General features: G+C 70.4%; 18 protein-coding genes. 8 read left to right on the top strand and 10 right to left on the bottom strand.

From position 1 onward, the window contains the following. Positions 1-22: 22 nt before the first annotated feature. From OHB21_RS23215 to OHB21_RS23235, 5 genes are all read left to right on the top strand, one after another. Positions 23-1,903, top strand: a complete 1,881-nt coding sequence (locus OHB21_RS23215) for a serine/threonine-protein kinase (protein WP_067511340.1) — start codon at positions 23-25, stop codon at positions 1,901-1,903. Then, the gene (locus tag OHB21_RS23220; protein WP_113975171.1) at positions 1,900-3,825 is read left to right on the top strand and encodes a serine/threonine-protein kinase; all 1,926 of its coding nucleotides are present in this window, start codon (positions 1,900-1,902) and stop codon (positions 3,823-3,825) included. The genes OHB21_RS23215 and OHB21_RS23220 overlap by 4 nt, the downstream gene beginning before the upstream one ends. An 81-nt stretch (positions 3,826-3,906) precedes the next feature. Further along, positions 3,907-5,430 (top strand): alpha/beta hydrolase, encoded by a 1,524-nt coding sequence (locus OHB21_RS23225; RefSeq protein ID WP_067511338.1) that lies wholly within the window; start codon positions 3,907-3,909, stop codon positions 5,428-5,430. Between the two features lie 124 nt (positions 5,431-5,554). Then, entirely contained in the window at positions 5,555-6,895 is a 1,341-nt protein-coding gene (locus OHB21_RS23230; protein ID WP_067511370.1) for a glutamine synthetase family protein, read from the top strand. Between the two features lie 36 nt (positions 6,896-6,931). Then, the gene (locus OHB21_RS23235) at positions 6,932-9,967 is read left to right on the top strand and encodes a bifunctional [glutamine synthetase] adenylyltransferase/[glutamine synthetase]-adenylyl-L-tyrosine phosphorylase (RefSeq protein WP_067511337.1); all 3,036 of its coding nucleotides are present in this window, start codon (positions 6,932-6,934) and stop codon (positions 9,965-9,967) included. A 14-nt stretch (positions 9,968-9,981) separates the two neighbouring features. On the opposite strand, the gene OHB21_RS23240 is transcribed toward OHB21_RS23235, so the two are convergent. Next, positions 9,982-10,257, bottom strand: coding sequence for an HPr family phosphocarrier protein (locus OHB21_RS23240; protein WP_147265850.1), 276 nt, complete (start codon positions 10,255-10,257; stop codon positions 9,982-9,984). 182 nt (positions 10,258-10,439) lie between these two features. On the opposite strand from OHB21_RS23240, the gene OHB21_RS23245 reads away from it, so the two are divergent. Both OHB21_RS23245 and OHB21_RS23250 read left to right on the top strand, forming a co-directional pair. Beyond that, complete coding sequence (locus OHB21_RS23245; RefSeq protein WP_067511335.1) at positions 10,440-11,384, top strand: endonuclease/exonuclease/phosphatase family protein; 945 nt, start codon at positions 10,440-10,442, stop codon at positions 11,382-11,384. Positions 11,385-11,484: 100 nt separating this feature from the next. Further along, complete coding sequence (locus OHB21_RS23250) at positions 11,485-12,921, top strand: neutral zinc metallopeptidase (protein WP_195126049.1); 1,437 nt, start codon at positions 11,485-11,487, stop codon at positions 12,919-12,921. Positions 12,922-13,022: 101 nt separating this feature from the next. On the opposite strand, the gene OHB21_RS23255 is transcribed toward OHB21_RS23250, so the two are convergent. The 8 genes from OHB21_RS23255 to glnA all read right to left on the bottom strand — a co-directional run bounded on the left by OHB21_RS23255 (position 13,023) and on the right by glnA (position 21,203). Beyond that, positions 13,023-13,487, bottom strand: a complete 465-nt coding sequence (locus tag OHB21_RS23255) for a 6,7-dimethyl-8-ribityllumazine synthase (RefSeq protein WP_067511334.1) — start codon at positions 13,485-13,487, stop codon at positions 13,023-13,025. A gap of 9 nt (positions 13,488-13,496) precedes the next feature. Continuing rightward, entirely contained in the window at positions 13,497-14,336 is an 840-nt protein-coding gene (locus tag OHB21_RS23260) for an alpha/beta hydrolase (protein ID WP_067511333.1), read from the bottom strand. After that, positions 14,333-15,712 carry a M20 family peptidase gene (locus OHB21_RS23265; protein WP_067511332.1) on the bottom strand — a complete coding sequence of 460 codons (1,380 nt, stop codon included), beginning with the start codon at positions 15,710-15,712 and terminating at the stop codon, positions 14,333-14,335. The genes OHB21_RS23260 and OHB21_RS23265 overlap by 4 nt, the downstream gene beginning before the upstream one ends. Positions 15,713-15,807: 95 nt before the next feature. Further along, the gene (locus OHB21_RS23270) at positions 15,808-17,451 is read right to left on the bottom strand and encodes a CocE/NonD family hydrolase (protein ID WP_067511331.1); all 1,644 of its coding nucleotides are present in this window, start codon (positions 17,449-17,451) and stop codon (positions 15,808-15,810) included. A gap of 347 nt (positions 17,452-17,798) precedes the next feature. Further along, entirely contained in the window at positions 17,799-18,707 is a 909-nt protein-coding gene (locus OHB21_RS23275) for a tyrosine-protein phosphatase (protein WP_067511330.1), read from the bottom strand. Between the two features lie 125 nt (positions 18,708-18,832). Continuing rightward, entirely contained in the window at positions 18,833-19,138 is a 306-nt protein-coding gene (locus tag OHB21_RS23280; RefSeq protein ID WP_195126048.1) for a PIN domain-containing protein, read from the bottom strand. Beyond that, positions 19,135-19,350 carry a hypothetical protein gene (locus OHB21_RS23285; RefSeq protein ID WP_067511329.1) on the bottom strand — a complete coding sequence of 72 codons (216 nt, stop codon included), beginning with the start codon at positions 19,348-19,350 and terminating at the stop codon, positions 19,135-19,137. The genes OHB21_RS23280 and OHB21_RS23285 overlap by 4 nt, the downstream gene beginning before the upstream one ends. Before the next feature lie 416 nt (positions 19,351-19,766). Beyond that, positions 19,767-21,203 carry a type I glutamate--ammonia ligase gene (gene glnA, locus OHB21_RS23290; protein ID WP_067511328.1) on the bottom strand — a complete coding sequence of 479 codons (1,437 nt, stop codon included), beginning with the start codon at positions 21,201-21,203 and terminating at the stop codon, positions 19,767-19,769. A gap of 421 nt (positions 21,204-21,624) precedes the next feature. Here glnA and OHB21_RS23295 point away from each other — a divergent pair, with 421 nt between their 5' ends. Next, positions 21,625-22,077, top strand: coding sequence for an RDD family protein (locus tag OHB21_RS23295; protein WP_067511327.1), 453 nt, complete (start codon positions 21,625-21,627; stop codon positions 22,075-22,077). A gap of 63 nt (positions 22,078-22,140) precedes the next feature. Here OHB21_RS23295 and OHB21_RS23300 read toward each other — a convergent pair whose 3' ends face one another. Beyond that, positions 22,141-22,884: a DUF4191 domain-containing protein gene (locus OHB21_RS23300; protein WP_067511326.1), complete on the bottom strand. Its 744-nt coding sequence runs from the start codon at positions 22,882-22,884 to the stop codon at positions 22,141-22,143. Positions 22,885-22,956 lie beyond the last annotated feature (72 nt).

The raw sequence follows: 22,956 nt of genomic DNA on the forward strand, positions 1-22,956 counted from the left end.
TGAACGTCGACGGAGGCACCCCATGAAACCGCTGGCGCCGGGGGAACCGGACCGGCTCGGCCGATATCAGGCGATTGCCGTGATCGGCAAGGGAGGTATGGGGCGCGTGCTGCTGGGCCGGGCGCCCGAGGGCCGCCTGGTGGCCATCAAGCAGATCCATGCCCACCTCACCGGCAGCGACGAGTTCCGCGATCGGTTCCGCCGCGAGGTCCTTGCCTCCCAGCAGGTCACCGGCGCCTACACGGCGGGCGTCGTGGACTTCGACACCGAGGCCGAGAGTCCTTGGCTCGCCTCGGAATACATCGCCGGTCCGTCTCTCCAGGACGCGATCGAGCAGTTCGGCAGGCTGAGCATCGGCGGATTGAAGCTGCTCACGTCCGGGCTGGCCATGGCGCTCATCGAGATCCACCGCACCGGCATGGTGCACCGCGACCTCAAGCCGAGCAATGTGCTGCTCACCGACGCGGGTCCGCGCGTCATCGACTTCGGCATCGCCCGCGCGATGGCGGACGACGCGCGCCTCACCGCGACCGGCACCGTCATCGGGTCGCCCGCGTACATGTCGCCGGAACAGGCCGAATGCCGCCCGCTGACCCCCGCCGCGGACGTGTTCTCGGTCGGCGCGATCATCGCCATGGCGGCCTCGGGAATCAGTCCGTTCCACGGTGTTTCGACACCGCAGGTGCTCTACAACGTCCTCTACGCCGCACCCGACCTGAGCGCCGTGCCCGCACCGTTGCGCGCCGTGGTCGGCGCGTGTCTGGCCAAGGATCCGGCGCAGCGTCCGACGCCGGAGGAACTGCTCGAGGTGGCGGGCGGAATCGACGCCGAGCCGATGTGGCCGGTGCGGGTGCGCCGCCGGATCGCCGAGGTCGCCGAGGAGGCGAACCGCTGGGCCACCGGTGGTGGCGCGCCCGCCGCGCCCGACAGTGCGCCGGGCTGGCGAGAGCGAGTGCGGGAACCAAGGATTCGCGTCGTGCTCGCGGCCGCGCTGGTTGCCGTGCTCGCCCTCGGAGCAGGGCTGGTGTGGGGTTCGGGGGTCGACGGTCACGCGGTCCCGATGGCCGACCCGGCACTGGACCTGACTGCGGAGGAAGCCTCGCTGCTCGATTCGTGCGCGCTGCTCATGCCCGACGTCCTGGGGGAGCTGGGCGAGCCCACCGGCGAGATCGTCCGATCGGGAACGGACTGCCGGACCTCCTACACCGGCCCCGACGGACGCGGGATCGGCTACGACCTCTGGGTCGGCATCGGGCCGCAGGAGACCCTGGCCACCTACGACCCGATGGGCACCGCGATCGGCTGGATGCCGGTTCTCGGGCGCCAGGAGAGCGCGCGGATGTGCGACCGGGCGGTGATCGCGCAGAACGGCATACCGCTGTCGTTGTGGATGCGGACGGACGCGAAAGAGGGGGACGCGTGCCCACAGGCCGAGCGGGCGCTGGCCGCCGTCGTCGGCCGGTTGGCGGTGAATCCGCCGCTGCTCGACGTACCCGCGGACTCGGTGCTGCGGATAGACCCGTGCTCGGTCCTCGACCCCGCGACGGATCTGGCCGCCGTCGGTGATCCCGCCAAACGGATGCCCGCCACGCCGCGCAGCTGCACCGTGTCGGGCCGGGAATGGGGTATGGACCTGCGGCTGGTGGAGAAGGTCAGGCCCGATGCGGAGAGCGGGCGCCGCGCCCCCGGGCACAGCACCCGCGAGATCGACGGGCGCACGGTCTATCTCGAAGAACTCCCGTACCGCTGCTACGTCACCGTCATGATCCGGCCCACCAGGCAGAACCTGGCGGAGGTCGCCCACCTCGACTTCTATCATCAGCCGCGGTTCTCCTCGGCGGGCATGTGCGATCGCGCCCTGCTGGTGATGAGTTCCGTCCTACCGAAGTTGCCCACCACATGATGCTCGAACCACTGGCCATCGCGGGCGGTTTCGGCCGCTACCACCTCGCCGCGGCGCTGGCGCCCACCGTCGTCTATCCGGCATATCTCGGCGCCGGTCCGGACGACGGCGTGTTCGCGCTGTACACCGCCCCCGCCTTTCTCGCCGAGGATCCCGAGTTCCGGCTCGCCCTGCGGCACGGCGCGGTGGCGGCGACCCGGTTGACCCACCGGTTCGTGACACCGGTGTTCGACGTCGACGCCGACGCGGAAACGCCGTGGGTGGCCGTGCCTTTCGCCGCGGGGGTCACCCTGGACGAACAGATCGCCGCGCACGGCCCGCTGCCGGAGGACGCGGCGCGGACCCTGGCGGCGGCGCTGGCCGAGGCGCTCACCGCGATCCACGCCGCCGGACTGGTCCACCGTTCCCTGCGACCCGACACGGTGTCGCTCACCCGCGACGGCATACGTGTCACCGGAACGGGGCTGCCGCCGGTGCTCGAGTTCCCCCACGCCGCACGACATCCCGAAGCGATTCCCGGTCCGCCCGACTACCTTTCGCCCGAGCAGACGGTGGGCGCCGAGATCGGTCCGGCCTCGGATGTGTTCGCCTTCGGCGCGGTGCTGGCATTCGCGGCTTCCGGGGTGCGTCCCTTCGGCGCGCCGTCGGTGCCTTACACGCTGTTCACCATCGCGCAGCGCGAACCCGATCTGGGCACCGTGCCGGCCTCGCTGCGCCCGCTGGTCACCGCGTGCCTGCGCAAGGACCCGCGCACCCGGCCGACCGCCGCGCAGGTGCTGGAATACCTGGGTGCGCCGGAGGTTTCGCCGCCGCCGTGGCCCGCGGCGGTACTGGTGGAGACGGACCGGCGCGAGCGTGCTGCCGCGGCGGCGATCGGCGCCTGTCGCGCGGAGTTCCAGCGGGTGGATCGCGGCCCGCGCGTGGTGGCCGCCGATACGCTCCGGCGGGCGGTGCGGGGCGGCCGGGGCATGGCGGGCGCCGTGCGGCGGTTCGCGGGCCGCACGGGTCCGCGCACCAGGATCGCTCTGGCGCTCGCGGTGGCGGCGGTGCTGGTGGCGGCCGTGGGTGTCACGGTGCTGCGGGAGCCGCCGGAGCCGGTGACGGCGCTGTCGCTCGAGCAACTGCGCCGTATCGACGCCTGCGCTTGGCTGAAATCGGCTATGGGCGAGGAGATTCCGCTGCGATCGGGCCCGGCGGCCATCGATCGGTGGCAGCTGTCCACGAGCGACGATTGGGGCTGTTACGCCGGCCTCGAGCGCACGTCTCCGGGCGACGAGCGCACCTCGTTCGGCCTCTTCCCGGGGGATCAGCTGGAGTTCATGACACCGGCCGACACGGTGGTGGACGGTGTCACCATCCGGCACGCGATGTCCTGCGGGCGTGCCGTCGCCGCGCTGGACAACGACGAGGCGGGCCTGGTGCTGCAACAGATCGGCGGCGTCGACGACCGACCGTGCGAACCGGTGCTCGATCAGCTCGCCGCGACGCTCGCACGCACCTTGGCCGAGGCGCCCACCCTCGCCGACGCGAAATCCAGCCTCGCCACGATCGATCCCTGCGCCGCGCTCGATCGCCAGGCGCTGGACGCCGAAATCGGCCCGCTGCCCGAGCGCCCCGTGATCGGCGACGCGCACACCTGCGAGTGGGCAGGCAGACGGAACGTGACGCTGACCTTCGACCGTGGCGGTCATGAACCCGGTCCGATGGACTTCACCCGCACCACCGCGGGCGATCTCGACCTCTACCGATTCGCCGGCGAGGACGGCGCGTTCTGCACCGTGGCCTATCGGTTCCGCGAGGTCGACGCGACGACCGCCGAACTCGTCACCCTCCGACTCTCCGGCGCCGAGGGCGAGGCGGATCGTCACTGCGACAGCGCCGTCACCATGCTGCGGCGCGTCGTCGGCAACCTGCCGAGGTGAGGGGCGGTCCCGTCTGGGTGCTCGGCCCGAACTCGCGCGGGGGTTGCACGACGCGAGCCACGGCCCTGGCAGGATTCGGGTATGGGATTGCGGCGCGGGGTGTTGGTGGCGGTGCTCGCGGTGGTGGCGGCCGGGTGTGCGGCGGAGGGGGAGCGAGCGCAGGAGCCGATGCCGCCCGCGCCGTCGGGATTGGAGAAGTTCTACGAGCAGGCGCCGGCGTGGGGGAATTGCGTGGGGTTCGGGGGGCCTGACGACCGGTTCCCGCCGAACGCGGAATGCGTGAAGATCACCGTGCCCGTGGACTATTCGCGCCCGGACGGACCCCTGGCGCAGCTCGCGCTCACGCGGATCCCGGCGTCGGGCCAGAAGATCGGCTCGCTGCTGCTGAATCCCGGCGGCCCCGGCGTCTCCGGCCTGGCGATGGCGGGCTTGGCCAACCGCACCGAACTCTCCGAGCGTTTCGACCGCGTCGGCTTCGATCCGCGCGGCGTGGGCGCCTCGACCCCGTCGATCACCTGCCTCACCCCGCAGGAGGCCGATTCCGAGCGCGCCGAACCGCCGCTGGACAACACCCCGGAGGGCATCGCGGCCGCCGAGGCGGAGAACAGGGAATACACCGACCGCTGCGTGGCCCGCACCGGTCCCGATCTGCTCGCCCACGTGGGCACCCGCGAGGTGGTGCAGGACCTCGACGTCATCCGCGCCGTGCTCGGCGACCCGAAGCTGACCTACCTCGGCTACTCCTACGGCACCAAGATCGGCTCCCTGTACGCCGAGCGCTACCCCGACCGCGTGCGCGCGCTCGTGCTCGACGGCGCCGTCGACTCCTCCCAGGACCCGGTGCAGGAATCGCTGCGCCAGGCGGCCGGCTTCCAAACCGCCTTCGACGCCTACGCCGCCGCGTGCGCGCGGGAGTCCGACTGCCCCCTCGGCACCGACCCGGCCCGGGCGGTCGAGCGGTTCCGCGCCCTGGTCGACCCGCTGTGGGACAAACCCGCCACCACCGACGACCCGCGCGGCCTCAGCTACAACGACGCCATCACCGGCGTCACCCAGTCCCTCTACACCGACGCCACCTGGCCGGTCCTCACCCTCGGCCTCACCGAACTGCGCTCGGGGCGCGGCGACACCCTGCTGCAACAGGCCGACATGTACGACGGCCGCCGCCCCGACGGCACCTACGCCAACACCCAGGACGCCTTCAACGCCATCCGCTGCGTGGACGATCCGCGCGTCACCGACCCCGCGGTCGCCGCGCGCCAGGACGCGGAATACCGCAGGGCCGCACCGTTCCTGGACGACGGCCGCGGCACCGGCGCGGCCCCGCTGGAGCTGTGCGCGAGCTGGCCGGTGCCCAACACCAGCGAGCCGCACCGCATCGACGTGGACGGCGTGCCGAAGATCGTCGTGGTCTCCACCACCGACGACCCCGCCACCCCGTACCAGGCGGGCGTCGATCTGGCCGCCCAGCTCGACGCCGCGCTGATCACCTTCGAGGGCACCCGCCACACCGCCGCGCTGGTGGCGGGCAACCGGTGCCTGGACACCGCCGTCATCGCCTACCTCGTGCACCTCACCGTGCCCGAGCCCGGCCTGACCTGCTGAGCGGGCTCACCGGCGGCCCGCGCGGGCGGTGAGGTTCGTTCCGAATAGACCCGCGCGCACCCGAAACGCAACTCTGAGCTTCGATGTAACACGGATTTAACGCCAGGTGCTTACGCTCGCGGGCATGGATCGCCAGAAGGAATTCGTACTGCGGACGCTCGAAGAGCGGGACATCCGCTTCGTGCGGCTCTGGTTCACCGATGTCTTGGGCTACCTGAAGTCCGTCGCCATCGCTCCCGCCGAGCTCGAGGGCGCCTTCGAGGAGGGCATCGGCTTCGACGGATCGGCCATCGAGGGCTTCGCCCGCGTGTCGGAGGCCGATATGGTCGCGCGGCCCGATCCTTCGACGTTCCAGGTGCTGCCGTGGGCCACCAGCAAGGGGCACCAGCACTCCGCGCGCATGTTCTGCGACATCACCATGCCCGACGGCTCGCCGTCGTGGGCCGACCCGCGCCACGTGCTGCGCCGCCAGCTGAACAAAGCCGGTGACGTGGGCTTCAGCTGCTACGTGCACCCCGAGATCGAGTTCTTCCTGCTGGAGAACGGCCCGCAGGACGGCACGCCGCCCAAGCCCGCCGACAACGGCGGCTTCTTCGACCAGGCCGTGCACGACTCCGCGCCGAACTTCCGCCGCCACGCCATCGACGCGCTCGAGTCCATGGGCATCTCCGTGGAGTTCAGCCACCACGAGGGCGCGCCCGGCCAGCAGGAGATCGACCTGCGCTACGCCGACGCGCTGTCCATGGCCGACAACGTGATGACCTTCCGCTACCTCATCAAGGAGGTGGCCATCGACGAGGGCGTGCGCGCCACCTTCATGCCCAAGCCGTTCGCGCAGTACCCGGGCTCGGCCATGCACACCCACATGAGCCTGTTCGAGGGCGAGAACAACGCGTTCGCCGACCCGGACGATCCGGACAACCTGTCCGGCACCGCGCGCGCGTTCATCGCGGGCATCCTCGAGCACGCCCCGGAGATCAGCGCGATCACCAACCAGTGGGTGAACTCCTACAAGCGCCTCATCCACGGCGGCGAGGCGCCGACGGCCGCGTCATGGGGCCGGTCGAACCGGTCGGCGCTGGTCCGCGTGCCGATGTACACGCCGAACAAGGCGTCCTCGCGCCGCGTCGAGATCCGCAGCCCCGATTCGGCCTGCAACCCGTACCTCACCTTCGCGGTGCTGCTGGCCGCCGGGATGCGCGGCATCGAGAAGGGCTACTCGCTGCCGCCGGAGGCCGAGGACGATGTGTGGTCGCTGACGTCGGCCGAGCGGCGCGCCATGGGCTTCCGCGAGCTGCCGGGCACGCTGGACGAGGCCCTGCAGGCGATGGAGCGCTCCGAGCTGGTGGCCGAGACCCTCGGCGAGCACGTGTTCGACTTCTTCCTGCGCAACAAGCGCCGGGAATGGGCCGATTACCGCAGCCAGGTGACTCCGTACGAGATCAAGGAGTACCTGGGGCTGTGATCCCCGGCGCGGCCGGTGGCGAGGTAGTTTAGGACCATGGTTCGCCCACCGACCGCGCGCTCCGCTGTCCCCGGTGTCGGCAGGCTCGGCCTGCTCGACCCGTCGGCCGCCGCGATGTTGCGCGAATTGGGCTGGGACAACGTCGAAAGCATTCCGGTGCTGTGGTCGTTGTCCCGCGCGCCCGACGCCGATCTCGCGCTGACCACCCTGATGCGCCTGCGCGAGGCGCTGGAAGACGGGTGGGCCGAGGTGGATTCGGCGCTGCGCACCGATACGTCGTTGCGCGGCAGGCTGTTCGCGCTGGTGGGTTCCTCCAGCGCGTTCGGCGACCACCTGGTGGCCGAGCCCGCGTCGTGGCAGGTGCTGCGCAGGCCCGCACTGCCCGACCGCGCGGAACTGCTCGCCGATCTGCTCGCCGCCGTCGAGGCGGAGCCCGAACCCTCGCCCGCCGCGGAGTCCGACGGTCGAGGGCCCGCCGCGCTGCTGTTCCGGGCCGGCATCTCCGGTCCCGAAGCGGTTCCCTTGCTGCGCAGGCGGTATCGCGATCAGCTCATGCTGCTGGCGGCCGCCGACCTGGCCGCCACCGTCGAGAACGAGCCGGTGCTGCCGTACCAGGTGGTGGGCAGGCATCTCACGGATCTGGCCGACGCCGCGCTCACCGCGGCGCTCGCGGTGGCGGTGGCGCGGGTCTGCAAGGACGGGCCGTGCCCGGTGCGCCTGGCGGTGATCGCGCTGGGCAAATCCGGTGCGCGCGAACTGAACTACGTCAGCGACGTGGACGTGGTGTTCGTCGCCGAACCCGCCGACGCGGTCGCCACGCGCCTGGCCGCCGAGCTGATGAGCGTGGGCAGCCTGGCGTTCTTCGAGGTCGACGCGGCGCTGCGGCCCGAGGGCAAACAGGGCGCGCTGGTGCGCACGCTGGACTCGCACCTGGCCTACTACAAGCGCTGGGCGCGCACCTGGGAGTTCCAGGCGCTGCTCAAGAATCGCCCGATGACCGGCGATCTGGCGCTGGGCGAGCAGTACCGCGCCGCGGTGATGCCGATGGTGTGGACCGCCTCGGAGCGCCCCGACTTCGTCGCCGACGTGCAGGCCATGCGCCGCCGCGTGGAGGATCTGGTGCCCGCCGATCTGCGCGAACGCGAACTCAAACTCGGCCACGGCAGCCTGCGCGATGTCGAATTCGCCGTGCAGCTCCTGCAATTGGTGCACGGTCGCGTCGACGATTCGCTGCATGTCGCGGGCACGGTCGAGGCGTTGACGGCGCTGGCGGCGGGCGGTTACGTCGGGCGCGACGACGCAGCGAATCTCACCGCCTCCTACGAGTTCCTGCGCCTGCTCGAACACCGCTTGCAGTTGCAGCGCCTCAAGCGCACCCACACGCTGCCCGCCTTCGACGACGAGGAGGGCATGCGCTGGCTGGCCCGCGCCGCGCACGTGCGTCCCGACGGCAGGCAGGACGCGGTCGGCGTGCTGGCCTCGGAGATCCGGCGCAACGCGGTGCGCGTGCGGCGCCTGCACGCCAAACTGTTCTACCGCCCGCTGCTGGAGGCGGTGGCGCGCATGGATTCCGACGCGCTGCGCCTGAGCCCCGACGCCGCCGTGCGCCAGCTGGCCGCGCTGGGCTACGTCGCGCCGGAGCACGCGCTCAGCCACCTCAAGGCGCTCACCGGCGGGGTCTCGCGCAAGGGGCGCATCCAGGCGCTGCTGTTGCCGACGCTGCTCGAATGGCTCGGGGACACACCGAATCCCGACGCCGGCCTGCTCGCCTACCGCCGCGTGTCGGAGGGGCTGGACGACCAGATCTGGTTCCTGCGCGAACTGCGCGACGAAGGCGCGGTCGCGCAGCGCCTGATGATCGTGCTCGGCTCCTCGGAGTACCTGCCCGACCTGCTCATCAACGCGCCCGACACGATCCGCATGTACGCCGACGGGCCGAGCGGCCCGCTGCTGCTCGGCCCGCAGCCCGAGGACGTGGCGCGCGGCATCCTCACCGCCGCCGCCCGCTACGACGACCCGCACCGCGCGGTCGCGGCGGCCCGGTCGCTGCGCAGGCACGAACTGGCGCGGGTCGCCTCGGCCGACCTGCTGGGCATGCTGGACGTGCCGCAGGTGTGCCGGGCGCTGTCGTCGGTGTGGGTGGCGGTGCTCGAAGCCGCGCTCGCCGCCGTGATCCGGGCCTCGGAGGCGGAGACCGGCACGCCCGCGCCCGCCGATTTCGCGGTCATCGGCATGGGCCGCCTCGGCGGGATGGAACTGGGCTACGGCTCCGACGCCGATGTGCTGTTCGTCTGCGATCCGCGCCCCGGCGAGGACGAGACCAAGGCCGTGAAGTGGGCCAACGGCGTCGCCGAGCGGGTGCAGAAGCTGCTGGGCGCCCCGAGCACCGATCCGCCGCTGCACGTGGACGCGGGCCTGCGTCCCGAGGGGCGCAGCGGCGCGCTGGTGCGCACGCTGGCCTCCTATCGCGCCTACTACGAGCAGTGGGCGCAGCCGTGGGAGGTGCAGGCGCTGCTGCGCGCCCACCAGGTGGCGGGCGATCAGGAGCTGGGCGTGCGTTTCCTGCACGCCATCGACAAGGTGCGGTATCCGGCGGGCGGCGTCTCGCCCGAGGCGGTGCGCGAGATCCGGCGCATCAAGGCGCGCGTAGACTCCGAGCGGTTGCCGCGCGGCGCCAACCCCGCCACCCACACCAAACTGGGGCGCGGCGGCCTGGCCGATATCGAGTGGACCGTGCAGCTCATGCAGTTGCGCCACGCCCACGAGATCTCCGCCCTGCACAACACGTCCACGCTGCAATCGCTCGACGTCATCGAGCAGACCAAACTCCTGTCCGCCGAGGACGTGAGCCTGCTGCGCGAATCGTGGCTCACCGCCACCAAGGCCCGCAACGCGCTGGTGCTGGTGCGCGGCAAACCCAGCGACCAGCTACCCGGCCCCGGCCGCCTGCTCTCGGCCGTCGCGCGCGTGGCGGGCTGGCCCAACGACGACGGCAGCGAGTTCCTGGACAACTACATGCGCATCACACGGCGCGCGAAAGCTGTGGTGGAGCGGGTCTTCGGCGGGGCGTGATCCGGGGCTGGTCGTCAGCCCGCCCGCTGGAACCGGCGCACGAATTCGCGCAGGGCCAGCCGATCCTCCTCGTCACCCCGCCGTCCGCCCTCGGCCGTGATCGACACCGTCGCGCCCGCGCGCACGGGCAAGGTGTCCCAGCACCAGGGCAGCACCGGCGCGTGCACACTGCGGTCGCCGCAGGTGACGGTGATGCGCGAGGTGTACTTCGCCGCGACGTCCAGCAGTTCGTCGATCTCGCGCTCCGTGAGCGGGCCGTGCGCCGTGAACTGGTCGATATACATCGTCACCTCGCTCGTCGTGTGGGCGCCAGTGTAGGGGAGGGGCGGGATCCGGCGACGGTGATCGTGCGGGTCCGGATGCCGGCACCGATCTCCGCCACCCAGCCCCAGGAGCCCGCCCGGCCCTCGTGCGCGCCGGCGTTAGGGATCGTGCAAGCGGCCGGCAAGCCCGGGCGCATACTGTCGAACGCATGACGCGTGTGTGGGTGAGCCGGGTGGCGCTCGGGCTGGGGTGGTGCGCTCTCGCGGCCGGGGTGGCGGGGATCGTGCTGTACTTCGTACGGTGGCCGTGGGAGCTGCCGGTGCTGGCGGCCTCGGGCGCGACCTACCTGATGCTCGGGGCGGTGTTCGGACTGCTGCTGTTCCTGCTCGCCAAGGGGTGGCGCAGCGCGGCGGTCGCCGGTGTGGCGGTGGCGGTCGTGCTGTGGACGCAGCTGCCGTTCTTCGTCTCCGACGGGCGCGCGGCGACCGGACCGGAACTGCGGGTGCTGCAGTCGAACCTGCTCGTCGGCGCCGCCGACCTGTCCGCCGTCGCGCGGGAGGTGCGCGAACGCCGCGTCGACGTCCTGACGTTGCAGGAGCTCACACCCGAAGCCGCCGAACGGCTGACCGCCGAACTCGCGGACGAATTGCCCTACCACTACCTGGAACCGGGATCCTTCGCCGGCGGCAGCGGCATCTTCAGCCGATACCCGTTGCGCGACAATGTGAAATACGACGGCTTCTGGATGGCGAACATGTCCGCCACGGTGGAACATCCGCGAGCGGGCGCGGTCGCCGTGTTCGTCTTCCACCCGCCGCCGCCCGTCGTCGACTTCGAGGTGTGGGGCGCCGAGATGCGGCGCATCCGCGAAATCCTCGACGGGCACAGCGGTCCCGCCGTCGTCGGCGCGGATTTCAATGCCACGCGCGATCATTCGGCCTTCCGCGATCTGATCGCCGGCCCGTTCGACGACGCCGCGGCACTGGCCGGCGCGGGCCTGCTGCCCACCTATCCGACCGACAAACGCTGGGGCCCGGTCCTCGGCATCGACCACATCCTGGTGTCGGGCGGCACCGCCGACGAGGTCAGCAGCGTCACCATTCCGCGTTCGGATCACCGCGCCCTCTACGCGACGCTGCGCCTGAACGACTGATCCCGCGCGCGGAAGGTGATGCGCGCGGCCGGGATCCACCGATTACCATGTGAACGCTTCAGCGGCGGGCGCGGGCCCGCGATACGGGGAGGAACACCTGATGAGGACGAAACGGCTGCGGTTCGCGGCGGTGGCCGCGCTGGTCGCCGGGGTCGCGCTGGCGGGCTGCGCGTCGAGCGGCGGGACGAGTACGGACCCGGCGCTCGATCCCGACAATCCGTGGCTGGTCGCGGGCGCGGCCTCCAGCACCGGCCCGAGCGGCCCGCGCTCGGGCGTGCCCGACACCACGTTGCAGGCCGAGAACGGTGACGGGGGAGCGGTCGACCGCTTGGCCCTCAACGCCATCGCCGATATCGAGGACTTCTGGAAGGCGGAGTACGGCAAGCACTTCGAGGGCGAGTTCCAGCCGGCGAGCAAGTACATCTCGTGGAACGCGCGCGAGGATGAGGGCGTCGACTTCTGCAAGACCGACACCTACAAGTTCGTCAACGCCGCCTACTGCCGACTGGACCACAGCATCGGCTGGGATCGCGGTGTGTTGCTGCCGTTGATCGAGGAGAAGTTCGGGCCGATGGCCGTGGTGATGGTGCTGGCCCACGAGTACGGGCACGCCATCCAGGGCAAGGCGAAGATGACCGGGTTCTTCACCGGCGCGCTGGTGAAGGAGCAGCAGGCCGACTGCCTGGCCGGGGTGTTCCTGCGCCACGTCGCCGAAGGCGATTCGGCGCACTTCACGCTGAACATGACCGACGGTCTGGACGGCGTGCTCGGCGCGACGATCGCCGTACGCGACGCCGACCCCAGCGATCCCGACAACGTGCACGGCTCCGCGTTCGAGCGGGTCACGGCGGTGCAGCTCGGCTACACCGACGGCGCGGGCGCGTGCAAGGAGATCGATCGCAAGGAGATCGAGGAGCGGCGCGGCAACCTCCCGGTGACGTTCGAGGTGGACGACGAGGAGAACCAGCAGCTGCCGGTGGATCGCGATTCGCTGGAGAGCGTGGCGCAGGCACTGGCGAAGAACTTCCCGCTGCGCGAGGCGCCGACCTTCGACTATACGGGCGTGACCACCGATTGCTCCGGCGTCACCACCACCGAACCGGTGTCGTACTGCCCGGACACCAACACGATCGGCACCGACATCCCGGATCTGGCCGAGCGCGGCGGCCCACTCGACGGCACCGACGAACCGCTGACGGCCGTCGTCCAGGGCGACTACAACGCCTTCGTGGTGTTCGTCTCCCGCTACATGCTCGCCGTTCAGCAGGAACGCGGCCTCGACCTCACCGGCGCCCAGACCGCGGGCTTGCGCACCGCCTGCCTCAGCGGCGCCTTCACCACGAAGCTGAGCGAGGAGGACAGCGACCCCCGCCTGTCCGCCAACGACCTCGACGAAGCCGTGTCCGGCCTGCTCGCCGACGGCAAAGCCGCCGCCGACGTCGACGGCGAGGTGGTCCAGAGCGGTTACCAGCGCCTGGAAGCGTTCCGCACCGGCGTGCTCGAGGGCGAATCCGCCTGTTGGTCCGACTTCAACTGACACCCGTGTGGGCGGGTGCACCGCTCGCCCACACGGCCGGACCTCGTGCGCCACAGCGCTATCGGAAGCAGTTATCCGGTCCGACCACCGGGTGCGGACCTCTACTTCGCGGCGGGGAGGCTGCGCAGGGAGTTGAGGGTGGTGGCGAGGGCGCGGGCGGCTTCGGCGCCCTTCGTCACGAAGTGCTCGGTGAAGTAGGTGACGTGTTCGCTGTGCTCGTGGAAGTGGTGCGGGGTGAGCACCACCGAGAACACCGGCACGTCGGTGTCGAGCTGGACGCGCATGAGGCCGTCGATCACGGCGGAGGCGACGAAATCGTGACGGTAGATGCCGCCGTCCACGACCAGCGCCGACGCCACGATCGCCGAGTACTTGCCGCTGAGCGCGAGCCGTTTGGCGTGCAGCGGGATCTCGAACGCGCCGGGCACCTCGAACACGTCGATGGTGCCGGGATCGAAACCGAGGTCGGTGTACTCGGCGGTGAAGCCTTCCAGGGCCTTGCCGACGATCGAACTGTGCCAGGTGGCGCGGATGAAGGCGATCGGTCCGGTGGATGTGTGTCCCATGGCGGAAGTTTACTGCGGGGTAATGTGCGACTCCAGCCACGCCAGCGCATCGGCCAGCACCTTCTCCTGTTCGGGCTCGTTGAAGATCTCGTGGTAGAGCCCGTCGTAGCGCAGGGCGGTGAGGTCCTTCGACCCCGCACCCCGCTCGATGAGGTCGGTGCTGGACGGCGCGGCCAGCGCGTCGGCGGTGCCGTGCTGGACCAGCACCGGGGCGGTGAGCTTGCTCAGATTCCGCTTCACCGACTGGGTGCCCTCGAGGATCTCGGTGGCGGTGCGCGCGGGCAGCATCCCCCGATACACCAGCGGATCGGCGTCGTAGGCCGCCACCACGGCGGGATCGCGGCTGATGTGCGACGAATCCAGCTTCAGCACACCGAGATTCGGCGTCAGCCTGGTGAGCACCGGCGCCAGCAGGCGCTGCACGGCGTTGCCCGCGGAGATGTCCAGCGGGGGCGCGGACAGCACGATGCCCGCCACGTCGACCGGCCCGCGCGTGGCCAGCCGCAGCGTGATCAGGCTGCCCATCGAATGGGCGAGCAGGAACCGCGGCACGCCCGGGTGCTCACGCCCGGCGATGGTGAGCAACCGGGCCACGTTGTCGGCGGAACCGTCCAGCGAGCCGATGTTCGCCTTGTCGCCCGAGGACTTCCCGTGCCCGGGATGATCCAGCGCGTACACCGCGAAACCGTTGTCGGCGAAGAACTTCCCGACGTGCTCGTAGCGCCCCGAGTGCTCGGCCACGCCGTGCACCAGCACGATCACCGCGCGCGCCGCGCCCTCGGGAAGCCAAGCGCGCCAGAAGATCCGGGGCGTGCTGCCCTCGAACTGGCCTTCCTCGGTACTGGTCACCTGTGCTCCTCTCGGCTGGGAACCTGAGCGAGTTCGCCGACCAGCCTGCGGTTGAACTCGATGAGCCGAGCGTAGTTCACCCGGGAGATGCGTTCGTCGGTTCCGTGAATGGTGGCCAGATCGTCCTGGGTGAGCACGATCGGCGCGAAGTTGCAGCGGGTCTCGGCGAGGTCGTCATAGTGCCGGGAATCCGTCGCGCCGGGAACGAGTCCCGTGGTGACCGCGATACCGGGCACCACGGCCTCGGCCAGCCGCGCGACGGTGTCGAACGACGGGCCCGGCGCCGGGGTCCGCGACGGCTCCGACGCCATACCCCAGAGTTCGACGCTCACGCCGTTGTCGCGAATCACCTTGCGGCAGTGCGCGATCACCGAAGCCACCGAATCGCCCGGCAGAATGCGGAAGTTCACCAGCGCCTCCGCCTGCTGCGGCAGCACATTCGCCTTCACGCCGCCCTGGATCACCGTGGGCGCGGTCGTGGTGCGCACCATCGCCTCGGTCTGCGGCCGCGCCGCCATGATCCTGGTAATGACCGGTCCGGCCACCCCCGTCAGCCCGAGCAGTCGTTTGCGGGGTTCGGGCATCACGGCCCGCAGCCGGGCCAGCATGTCGGCGATCACCGGTGTGAGCCGCAGCGGCATCGGATGGTCCTGCACACGAGCGACGGCGCGCGCGATCCGCCCGACCGCCGTCTGCCTGCCCGGCATGGACGAATGCCCGCCGGTCTCGCGCACCGAGAGTCGCAGCGTGGCATATCCCTTCTCGCCCACCATGATCGACGCCACCGGCTGATCCACGCCGTCGGCGATGCCCTCGGTGATCACCCCGCCCTCGTCCAGCAGCAGGTCCGCGCGCACGCCCGCGTCGCGCAGGTGTTTCGCCATCAGCACCGCGCCCTCGTCGCCGAAGACCTCTTCGTCGTGGCCGAACGCGAGATACACGGTGCGGCGCGGCCGCAGACCCGCGGCCAGCGCGGATTCGACGGCCTCCAGAATCGCGATCAGGCGGCTCTTGTCGTCGATCGCGCCGCGACCCCAGATGAACTCCTCGTCCACCACGCCGTCGAACGGCGGGTGCGTCCAGCGCGCCGGATCGTCCACCGGCACCACGTCCTGGTGGGCGAGCAGGATCGCGGCGGTCCCCGCCTCCGCGCCCGCCCAGCGGTAGAGCCTGCTGTGCCCGAAGGTCTCCAGCTCGAGATGCTCGTGCACCAGCGGGTAGGACCGCTCGAGGTGCGCGGCGAGCGCGTCGAACGTGGTGTGATCGGTGGCGGTGTCGTCCTCGGTCGACACCGTCGCGCAGCGCAGGGCGGCGGCCAGCCGTTCGGCGACCTGATCGTCGACGGCGGTGCCGAGGTCGGCGGTGTCGCTGCTCATCGGGCGGGCTTGTTGGTGGGCATCACTGCATTCTCCAGTACCCGCGCCGGAGGAGGGGTCGCATGGGTCGCCTTCCGCGCGTCCGGCGCGGGGGATCAGCGGGGTTCGGGCAGGTCGACGCGCGTGGCCGGGTCGTCGAGGATGTCCGGGCCGAGCTGGAACGCCTTCTCGTTGCGCCACCGCGCGTGCATCACCGGGGTGCCGTTGGGGATGTCGGCGACGCGCGGGGTGGCGAGCACCGGCAGGTCCAGGCGTGCCGACCGTACCGTCACCCGCGCGTTGCTGGGGGCATGCGACCAGACGTCGTCCACCACGTCGGTGATGCGGGCGCCGAGGCGGTGCCCGGGGGCCAGTGGCCAGTCCTGCGCGAGCAGGCGCACGGTCGTCTCGGAGCGCACGGGGGCGACGCCGCGGGTGAGGATGGTGGCGCGCCCGTTCGGGGCGATGTCGTACAGCTCGACGGTCACCGCCGCCGTAGGCGGCCCCTCCAGTTCCAGCGTCGCCGAAGCGAGGCCGGACAGGTGCACGGTCTTCGTCAAAGGCTGTGACACCGACCAGATTTCGCGATCCCGCCCGGGAATGAGGCCGCGATCCACATACGATCCGGTGCGCAGCGCGACCGGCAGCGGCCGCGAATCGGCGGGCGGCCAGGTCTGTTCACCGCGCCAGCCGCCGTCGAACTGGCCGACGGTCACGCGCGGGCCCGGCACCTCGACGTCCTTGCCCGCCACGTGCTTGTCGAAGAATGTCATCAGCGTGTCGTCGAAATGCGGTGTGCCGCACCGGTCGTGGCAGTCGGTGTGCCCCCACTGCCCGAACCACGCGCGATGATCGCCGGGGCCCATCGCCTGCCAGGCCTCGAACACCCGGTTCGGCCGGGTGTTCACGTCGACGAAGCCTTGACCCATGAACACCGGAATCGTGTTGCCGCGCAGGTCGTCCAAGACGTTGCGCTCGACCCAGCCGGGGTTGGCGGGGTTGTGATCGGTGGTGAGCGCGACGTAGTCGGCGGCGCATTCCCGCGTCATGCTCAGCGCGTTGGCCTGGTACTCCGGCAAGGCGTCCGGCCGGGCCGGGGTGGAGGCGATGGCGAGATGTTCGATGCCGACTTGATCGGCGGGGCGAACGCCGTTGTCGGTCACCGGCCTTCCGGAGAACTTCCACGAGACGCCCTGCATGAATAGGTAGGAGTAGGCGTCCACCACCGGTGCGAACGCCGCCACGGCGGCCAGGCCCTTCGGCTTCGCGGCCAGCCCGAGCATGCCCGTCCACGCTTCGTAGGAGGTGCCTGTGAGACCGACGCGGCCGGTGGACCAGGGCTGCGACGCCGCCCACTCGACCGCCGTCACCACATCGGAGCGCTCGGCCGGGCCGCCGAAGTCGGGGCAGCCGCTGGACCCGCCGAAGCCGCGCAGATCCACGATCACGTAGGTGTAGCCGCGGCGCAGCGCCTGTTCGGCGGGCAGGTTCTCGGTGGACGGCCCGCCTTCGATCAGCGGGTGCGAGATGTACATCAGGTGCGACCGGTACGGGCTCACGGTCATCAGCACCGGCGTCTTCGCGTCGTCGGCCACGCCCGGCGGGCGCAGGATGTCCACGTGCAGGCGCGCGCCGTCGGGGGTGGTCAGGAACGTCTGCCACCACGTGAACGGCAGATCGGGGCGTTCCGCCCCCGCCGGAGCGGCCAGCCCGACCAGCAACGCCACCCCGGCGAGCACCCGCAACACCACTGCACCCATACGCACCACTGGACTATCGTGCCCGAACCGGGGGTGAGTCCAGACCCCGGAACCGGGGTGGGGCCGACGCGGCGTCCCGCCCAAACGATGCCGGGGCGGCGAGCCTCGGGGAGACCGCCGAAGCGGTCGGCCGGCCACCCGCGTCGGCGCACGCGGATCGTCTCGGCCTCGGCGTCCGGATGGCGGCCTGTCGGAGGAAGGCGCTCGGTGCGGGTGGCCGCACCGATTCCGGCGCCCACGGTCGCGGCGGCGCGTCGTAGCCGGGCGGGCCTACGGCGTGCCGCACCCTCGAACAGCACAGCGCCCGGGCTCCCGCAGCAGCGAGAACCCGGGCGGGAGTGGATATTTCAGCTCACGAGGGCCTTGCGCAGCTGCACGATGGTGCCCGGGTCGAGTCCGAGCCCCTGGGTGAGGTACTTGCCGAAGTCACCGTAGGTCTGCTCCATGTGGCGGATCGCGGCGTCGAGGTAGGCGTCGCGCACCTCCTGCAGCGGGATCAGCAGATCGGGGTTCTCCATCAGTCCGGCGCGGCGCACGTCCTCGCGGAGTTTGGCATCCGATTCGGCGCGCAGCTGGTTGGACAGCAGGTAGTCCTGGCGCGCCGTCCGCTCGGGCACGCCCACGGCGCGCAGCACCACGTAGGTGAGCCAGCCGGTGCGGTCCTTACCCGCCGTGCAGTGGTAGAGCAGGGCGCGGTCGGCCTGCGCGATCTCCCGGATGGTCTGCCCGAACGCGGTGCGCGAGGCCGGATCGAAGAAGCTCCGGTACACACCGGCCATGATCTGCTCGCCGCGCCCGCCGCCGAGCAGCTCCTCCTGCCGTTGCGGATCACCGGACTGGATCGCGGCGATCATCTGCTCGAACAGCCCGGTGTCGTCGATCGGCCGCGCGACGGCGGCCACCCCGGCGGGCAGCCGATCGGGACCGAGGAACTGGACCTCGGCCGGCGTGCGGAAGTCGATGGCCGCGCTCAGGTTCAGCCCGCCGACCTTCTGGAGGTCCGCGTCGGTCAGCTTCTCCAGTGAAGCCGACCGGAACACCTTGCCGGTCTTCACTTTCTCCCCGTCGTAGGTTCGATGTCCGCCGATATCGCGGAAATTGACCACGCCTTCCAGCGCGATGCCGGTGGCGGGCCGCGACGACCCCGACGCCGGCCCGGAGTCGGGCAGCGCCGCCGCCGTCGGCACCATCGCCGTGGAAACCAGTGCCAGGGAACTCAATACACCGCCGATGAGGGCAATGAACTTAATCTTCATGGCGCGCAACGCTAGAAACCCGTGCCACCCACCCCCACCCCTTCGCCCGAACCCACCCACTCACCGAACCCCCGAGCCCACCCACCAAGACCGTGTCTTTCCGGTGCGAGGGCGGGAGTGGTGCCTCACGGCACGAGTAGTAGCTGTCCGGCTTTCGAGCGGATAATAGAGAAGTGCTTGCGATCCAGAGTCGCGACGGCAGTGATCGGGAAGCGTTCGGCGACCGCTACGACGGAGGCGTCGACGGTTCCGAGGGTAGGTCGGCGTACTTGCCGACCAGCTCGTAGATGCGGTTCAAATCGTCCGGGGTCATGTGGCGCGGGCACGAGTAGCGGTCCGGGCGCGTTCTCCAGCAGCTCCCGGCACTCGGCGTGCATATTGTCACGGTTGTTCATCAGAGCCACCAGTGGCCCCGTGTCAACGACGATCACTCAGGTGATCCTGTCCGACCGATCTCGTCGCGCAAAACTTCCTCGGAACGCTCCGCCAGATCCGGCTCGGCACTGAGCGTGCCGGTGCAGCTGAACTCGCGCCGGGCGGTCGGGCGGACCAACTGACGCAACAGCGCGGTCGCGGCCGGAATCCGCTCCGCGGGCACGGCCTCGGCGAGCCGCAGCAGCTCCTCGTGCGCAGAGTCGCTCATATCGCCCAGTGTAAGCGTTGAGCATCCGCCGACGACTGGGGGTAACGCTGGCGGTAGCGCGGACTTCCTCGTGTCCGATCGCTTCGATTGTCGGACCGGCTGCTCGGGTCGCGCGCACCTCTGGCACCACTTCCCGCCGCTGAGGCGGGCAAGCGTATGGCCGCTGTTCTCGGTCAGCCCATAGTTCGGCCCGGCCGTGTCGCGGCGACTGATCACGTCCGGTGCTGTCGCGCCGACTCCGGGTGGACGGACAGCAAAGAGCACAATGACGTCTCCGAGGGCCCCGGAGTTGGCTACCCGAGGCCAGCTGCCCAGCGATCGCCATCGAGCGAACTCATCCCGGACAGGCCGAAGCCCCGGCGAGGAGAACCTCGTCCGGGGCCGCGGATCGCGCTATCGCACTGTCCTACAACGACTTACACGTCGAAGTAGAGCTCGAACTCGTAGGGGTGCGGGCGCAGGTTGACCGGGGCGATCTCGTTGTCGCGCTTGAGCTGGATCCAGGTCTCGATCAGGTCCTCGGTGAAGACGTTGCCCTCGGTGAGGTACTCGTGGTCTTCCTCGAGGCGGTCGATGACCGACGCCAGGCTGGTCGGGGCCTGGGGGATGTTCTTGGCCTCCTCCGGCGGGAGCTCGTAGAGGTCCTTGTCGACCGGGGCCAGCGGCTCGATCTTCTTCTTGATGCCGTCCAGGCCGGCCATCAGCATGGCGGCGAAGGCCAGGTACGGGTTGCCCGAGGAGTCCGGCGCGCGGAACTCGATGCGCTTGGCCTTCGGGTTGTTGCCGGTGACCGGGATGCGGACCGCGGCGGAGCGGTTGCGCTGCGAGTACACCAGGTTGATCGGGGCCTCGTAGCCCGGCACCAGACGGTGGTAGGAGTTCACGGTCGGGTTGGTGAACGCCAGCAGCGACGGCGCGTGGTGCAGGATGCCGCCGATGTAGTGGCGGGCCAGATCGGACAGGCCACCGTAGCCGGACTCGTCGTGGAACAGCGGCTTGCCGTCCTTCCACAGCGACTGGTGCACGTGCATGCCCGAGCCGTTGTCACCGAAGAGCGGCTTCGGCATGAAGGTGACCGTCTTGCCCTCGGCCCACGCGGTGTTCTTGACGATGTACTTGAACAGCTGCAGATCGTCGGCCGCGTGCAGCAGGGTGTTGAAGCGGTAGTTGATCTCGGCCTGACCGGCGGTGCCGACCTCGTGGTGCCCGCGCTCGAGCTCGAAGCCCGCGCTCTGCAGGTTGGTCGAGATGGTGTCGCGCAGGTCCACGTAGTGGTCGTAGGGCGCGACGGGGAAGTAGCCGCCCTTGTTGCGGACCTTGTAGCCGCGGTTCAGGGTGCCGTCCGGGTTGAACTCCGCACCGGTGTTCCACGAACCCGACACCGACTCGATCTCGTAGAACGCGCCGTTCATGTTCGACTCGTAGCGAATCGAGTCGAAGATGTAGAACTCGGCCTCGGGGCCGAAGTAGGCGGTGTCGGCGATACCGGTGGAGCGCAGGTACTCCTCGGCCTTACGCGCGATATTGCGCGGGTCGCGGGAGTACGCCTCGCGGGTGAACGGGTCGTGGACGAAGAAGTTCAGGTTCAGCGTCTTGGCCGCGCGGAACGGGTCCAGGCGCGCGGTGGAGTAGTCGGGCAGCAGGAGCATGTCCGACTCGTCGATCGACTGGAAACCACGCACCGAGGAACCGTCGAACGCCAGACCCTCTTCGGCGAGGTCCGCCGTGAAGGCCTTGGCCGGGATCGAGAAGTGCTGCTGTACACCGGGGAGATCGCTGAACCGGATGTCGACGTACTCGACTTCCTGCTCCTTGATGTACTGGATGACCTCATCGGCCGTGCTGAACGTCACTTGTTCTCCTTACGGATCGGTTCCCAGCCAGTGTCGATTGCATGGGTTCGTCAGTGGGTGAACCTATGGAGCCGGTGTTTCCCAGCAATCAAGGCTGTGTTTCGCCAGTGTTACACGTGCGGCTGACCGGGTGGGGTTGCCCACCCGGGCTCGAACAGCATGCTAATCCTGCCACTTCTCTCCCGCGCGACGCGCTGAGCACCCGGTATCCGGCAAGAGTGCCACGATTGCCGCCGCCTAGCCGATCCGGCCGGACGAAGTCCGCCCGCACCCCGGTGTGACCGGAGCAACGACGGGGAAACGGCCGGTTCGCCGTGATGTTGCCGGGCGGCCGGTGCGCGGGCGTCCGAGCGCCGGGTCGCCCGCGTCCGTCGCCGATGGCCGGAGCGGAGGCCGATGGCGCTACGCCTATCCTGGACCCATGGCGCGTATCACCGGATCCTGGCTCACCGGCCCCGAGGCGGACCCCGGCGACTCGGCCCGTCCCGACTACCCCGGCGAACTGCTCGGGCTGCCGAAGGAGGGCCCCGGTTCGCTGGCCGGCATGGGCCGCCGGATCGCGGCGATGTTCGTGGACTGGATGATCGCCGTCGGCATCTCGGCCCTGATCGTGCGCGGTATCAACGCCAACCTGCCGCTGGGCATCTGGTTCGTCACGGGTATCGCGGCCGTCACGCTGTTCGGGTTCACTCCCGGCCAGTACTTCCTCCGGCTGCGGGTGGTCCGGATCGAAGGGCCCATCCCGGTCGGTTTCGTGCGCGCGCTGGCCCGTCAGGTGCTGCTGGTGTTCGTGATCCCCGCCCTGTTCACCGACGCCGACGGGCGCGGTATGCACGACCGGGCGACGGGGACCGCGCTGGTCCACTCGCGCTGACGCCGCCCCGAAAACGACCGCGGCCCGCTCCCCCGAAGGAAGCGGGCCGCCGGGGTCCGGCGATCAGCGCCGGCGAATCGTGCGCTGCAATCCGCGCATCTTCGCGCCGGTGGGCATCGGCCCCTTCGGCAGCGCGGGCCCGGTGCGCGAGCTGAGCGCGGCGAGGCGGCCCTCGATGTTCTCCATGCGCTTGGCGTCGATATTGCGGGGCAGCTTGGTGAGGTGGCGTTCCAGGTTGCGCAGCGGCACCTGGCCCTCCTCGTTGCCGATGATGATGTCGTAGATCGGGGTGTCGCCCACGAGGCGGGCGGCGCGCTTCTTCTCCTGCGCGATGAGCGGCTTGAGGCGCTGCGGCGACCCCTCGGCCACGAAGATCACGCCGGGCAGGCCGATCACGCGATGCACCGCGTCGAGCTGGGTGGTGGCGGCGACGCCGTTGGTGACGCGCCACTTGCCGCGCAGATTGTCGAGCACCCACGCGGCCGCGCCCGCCTGGCCCTCCGCCTTGGCGTACACGTTTTTCTGCACGCGGCGGCCGAAGATGATGAACGCGACGAGCACACCGAGCAGCAGGCCGAGCGGCAGCATGAACCACTGCGCGCCGAACAGCAGGCCGATCCCGAAGGACGCGGCGGTGATGACCACCAGCGCGCCGATCATCAGCGGCAGCAGGAGTTTGTCTTCCTTGCGCTGCATCTGGAACGCCTGCCAGAGCTGCTGACGCCGCTCCTTCGACGCCTGCTTGCGCGCCGCCTTCGCCGCGGCCTTCGCTTCCTTCGACGGCTTACCGCCCTTACCTGCTGCCATAGGTTTCAGGATAGTGGGCCGGGACGGGCCCGCGGACACGGGACGGTCGACCGATTCACCGACAGCGGCAGC

Origin of the sequence: Nocardia puris (assembly GCF_036051655.1) — a bacterium.
Lineage (GTDB): Bacteria > Actinomycetota > Actinomycetes > Mycobacteriales > Mycobacteriaceae > Nocardia > Nocardia puris.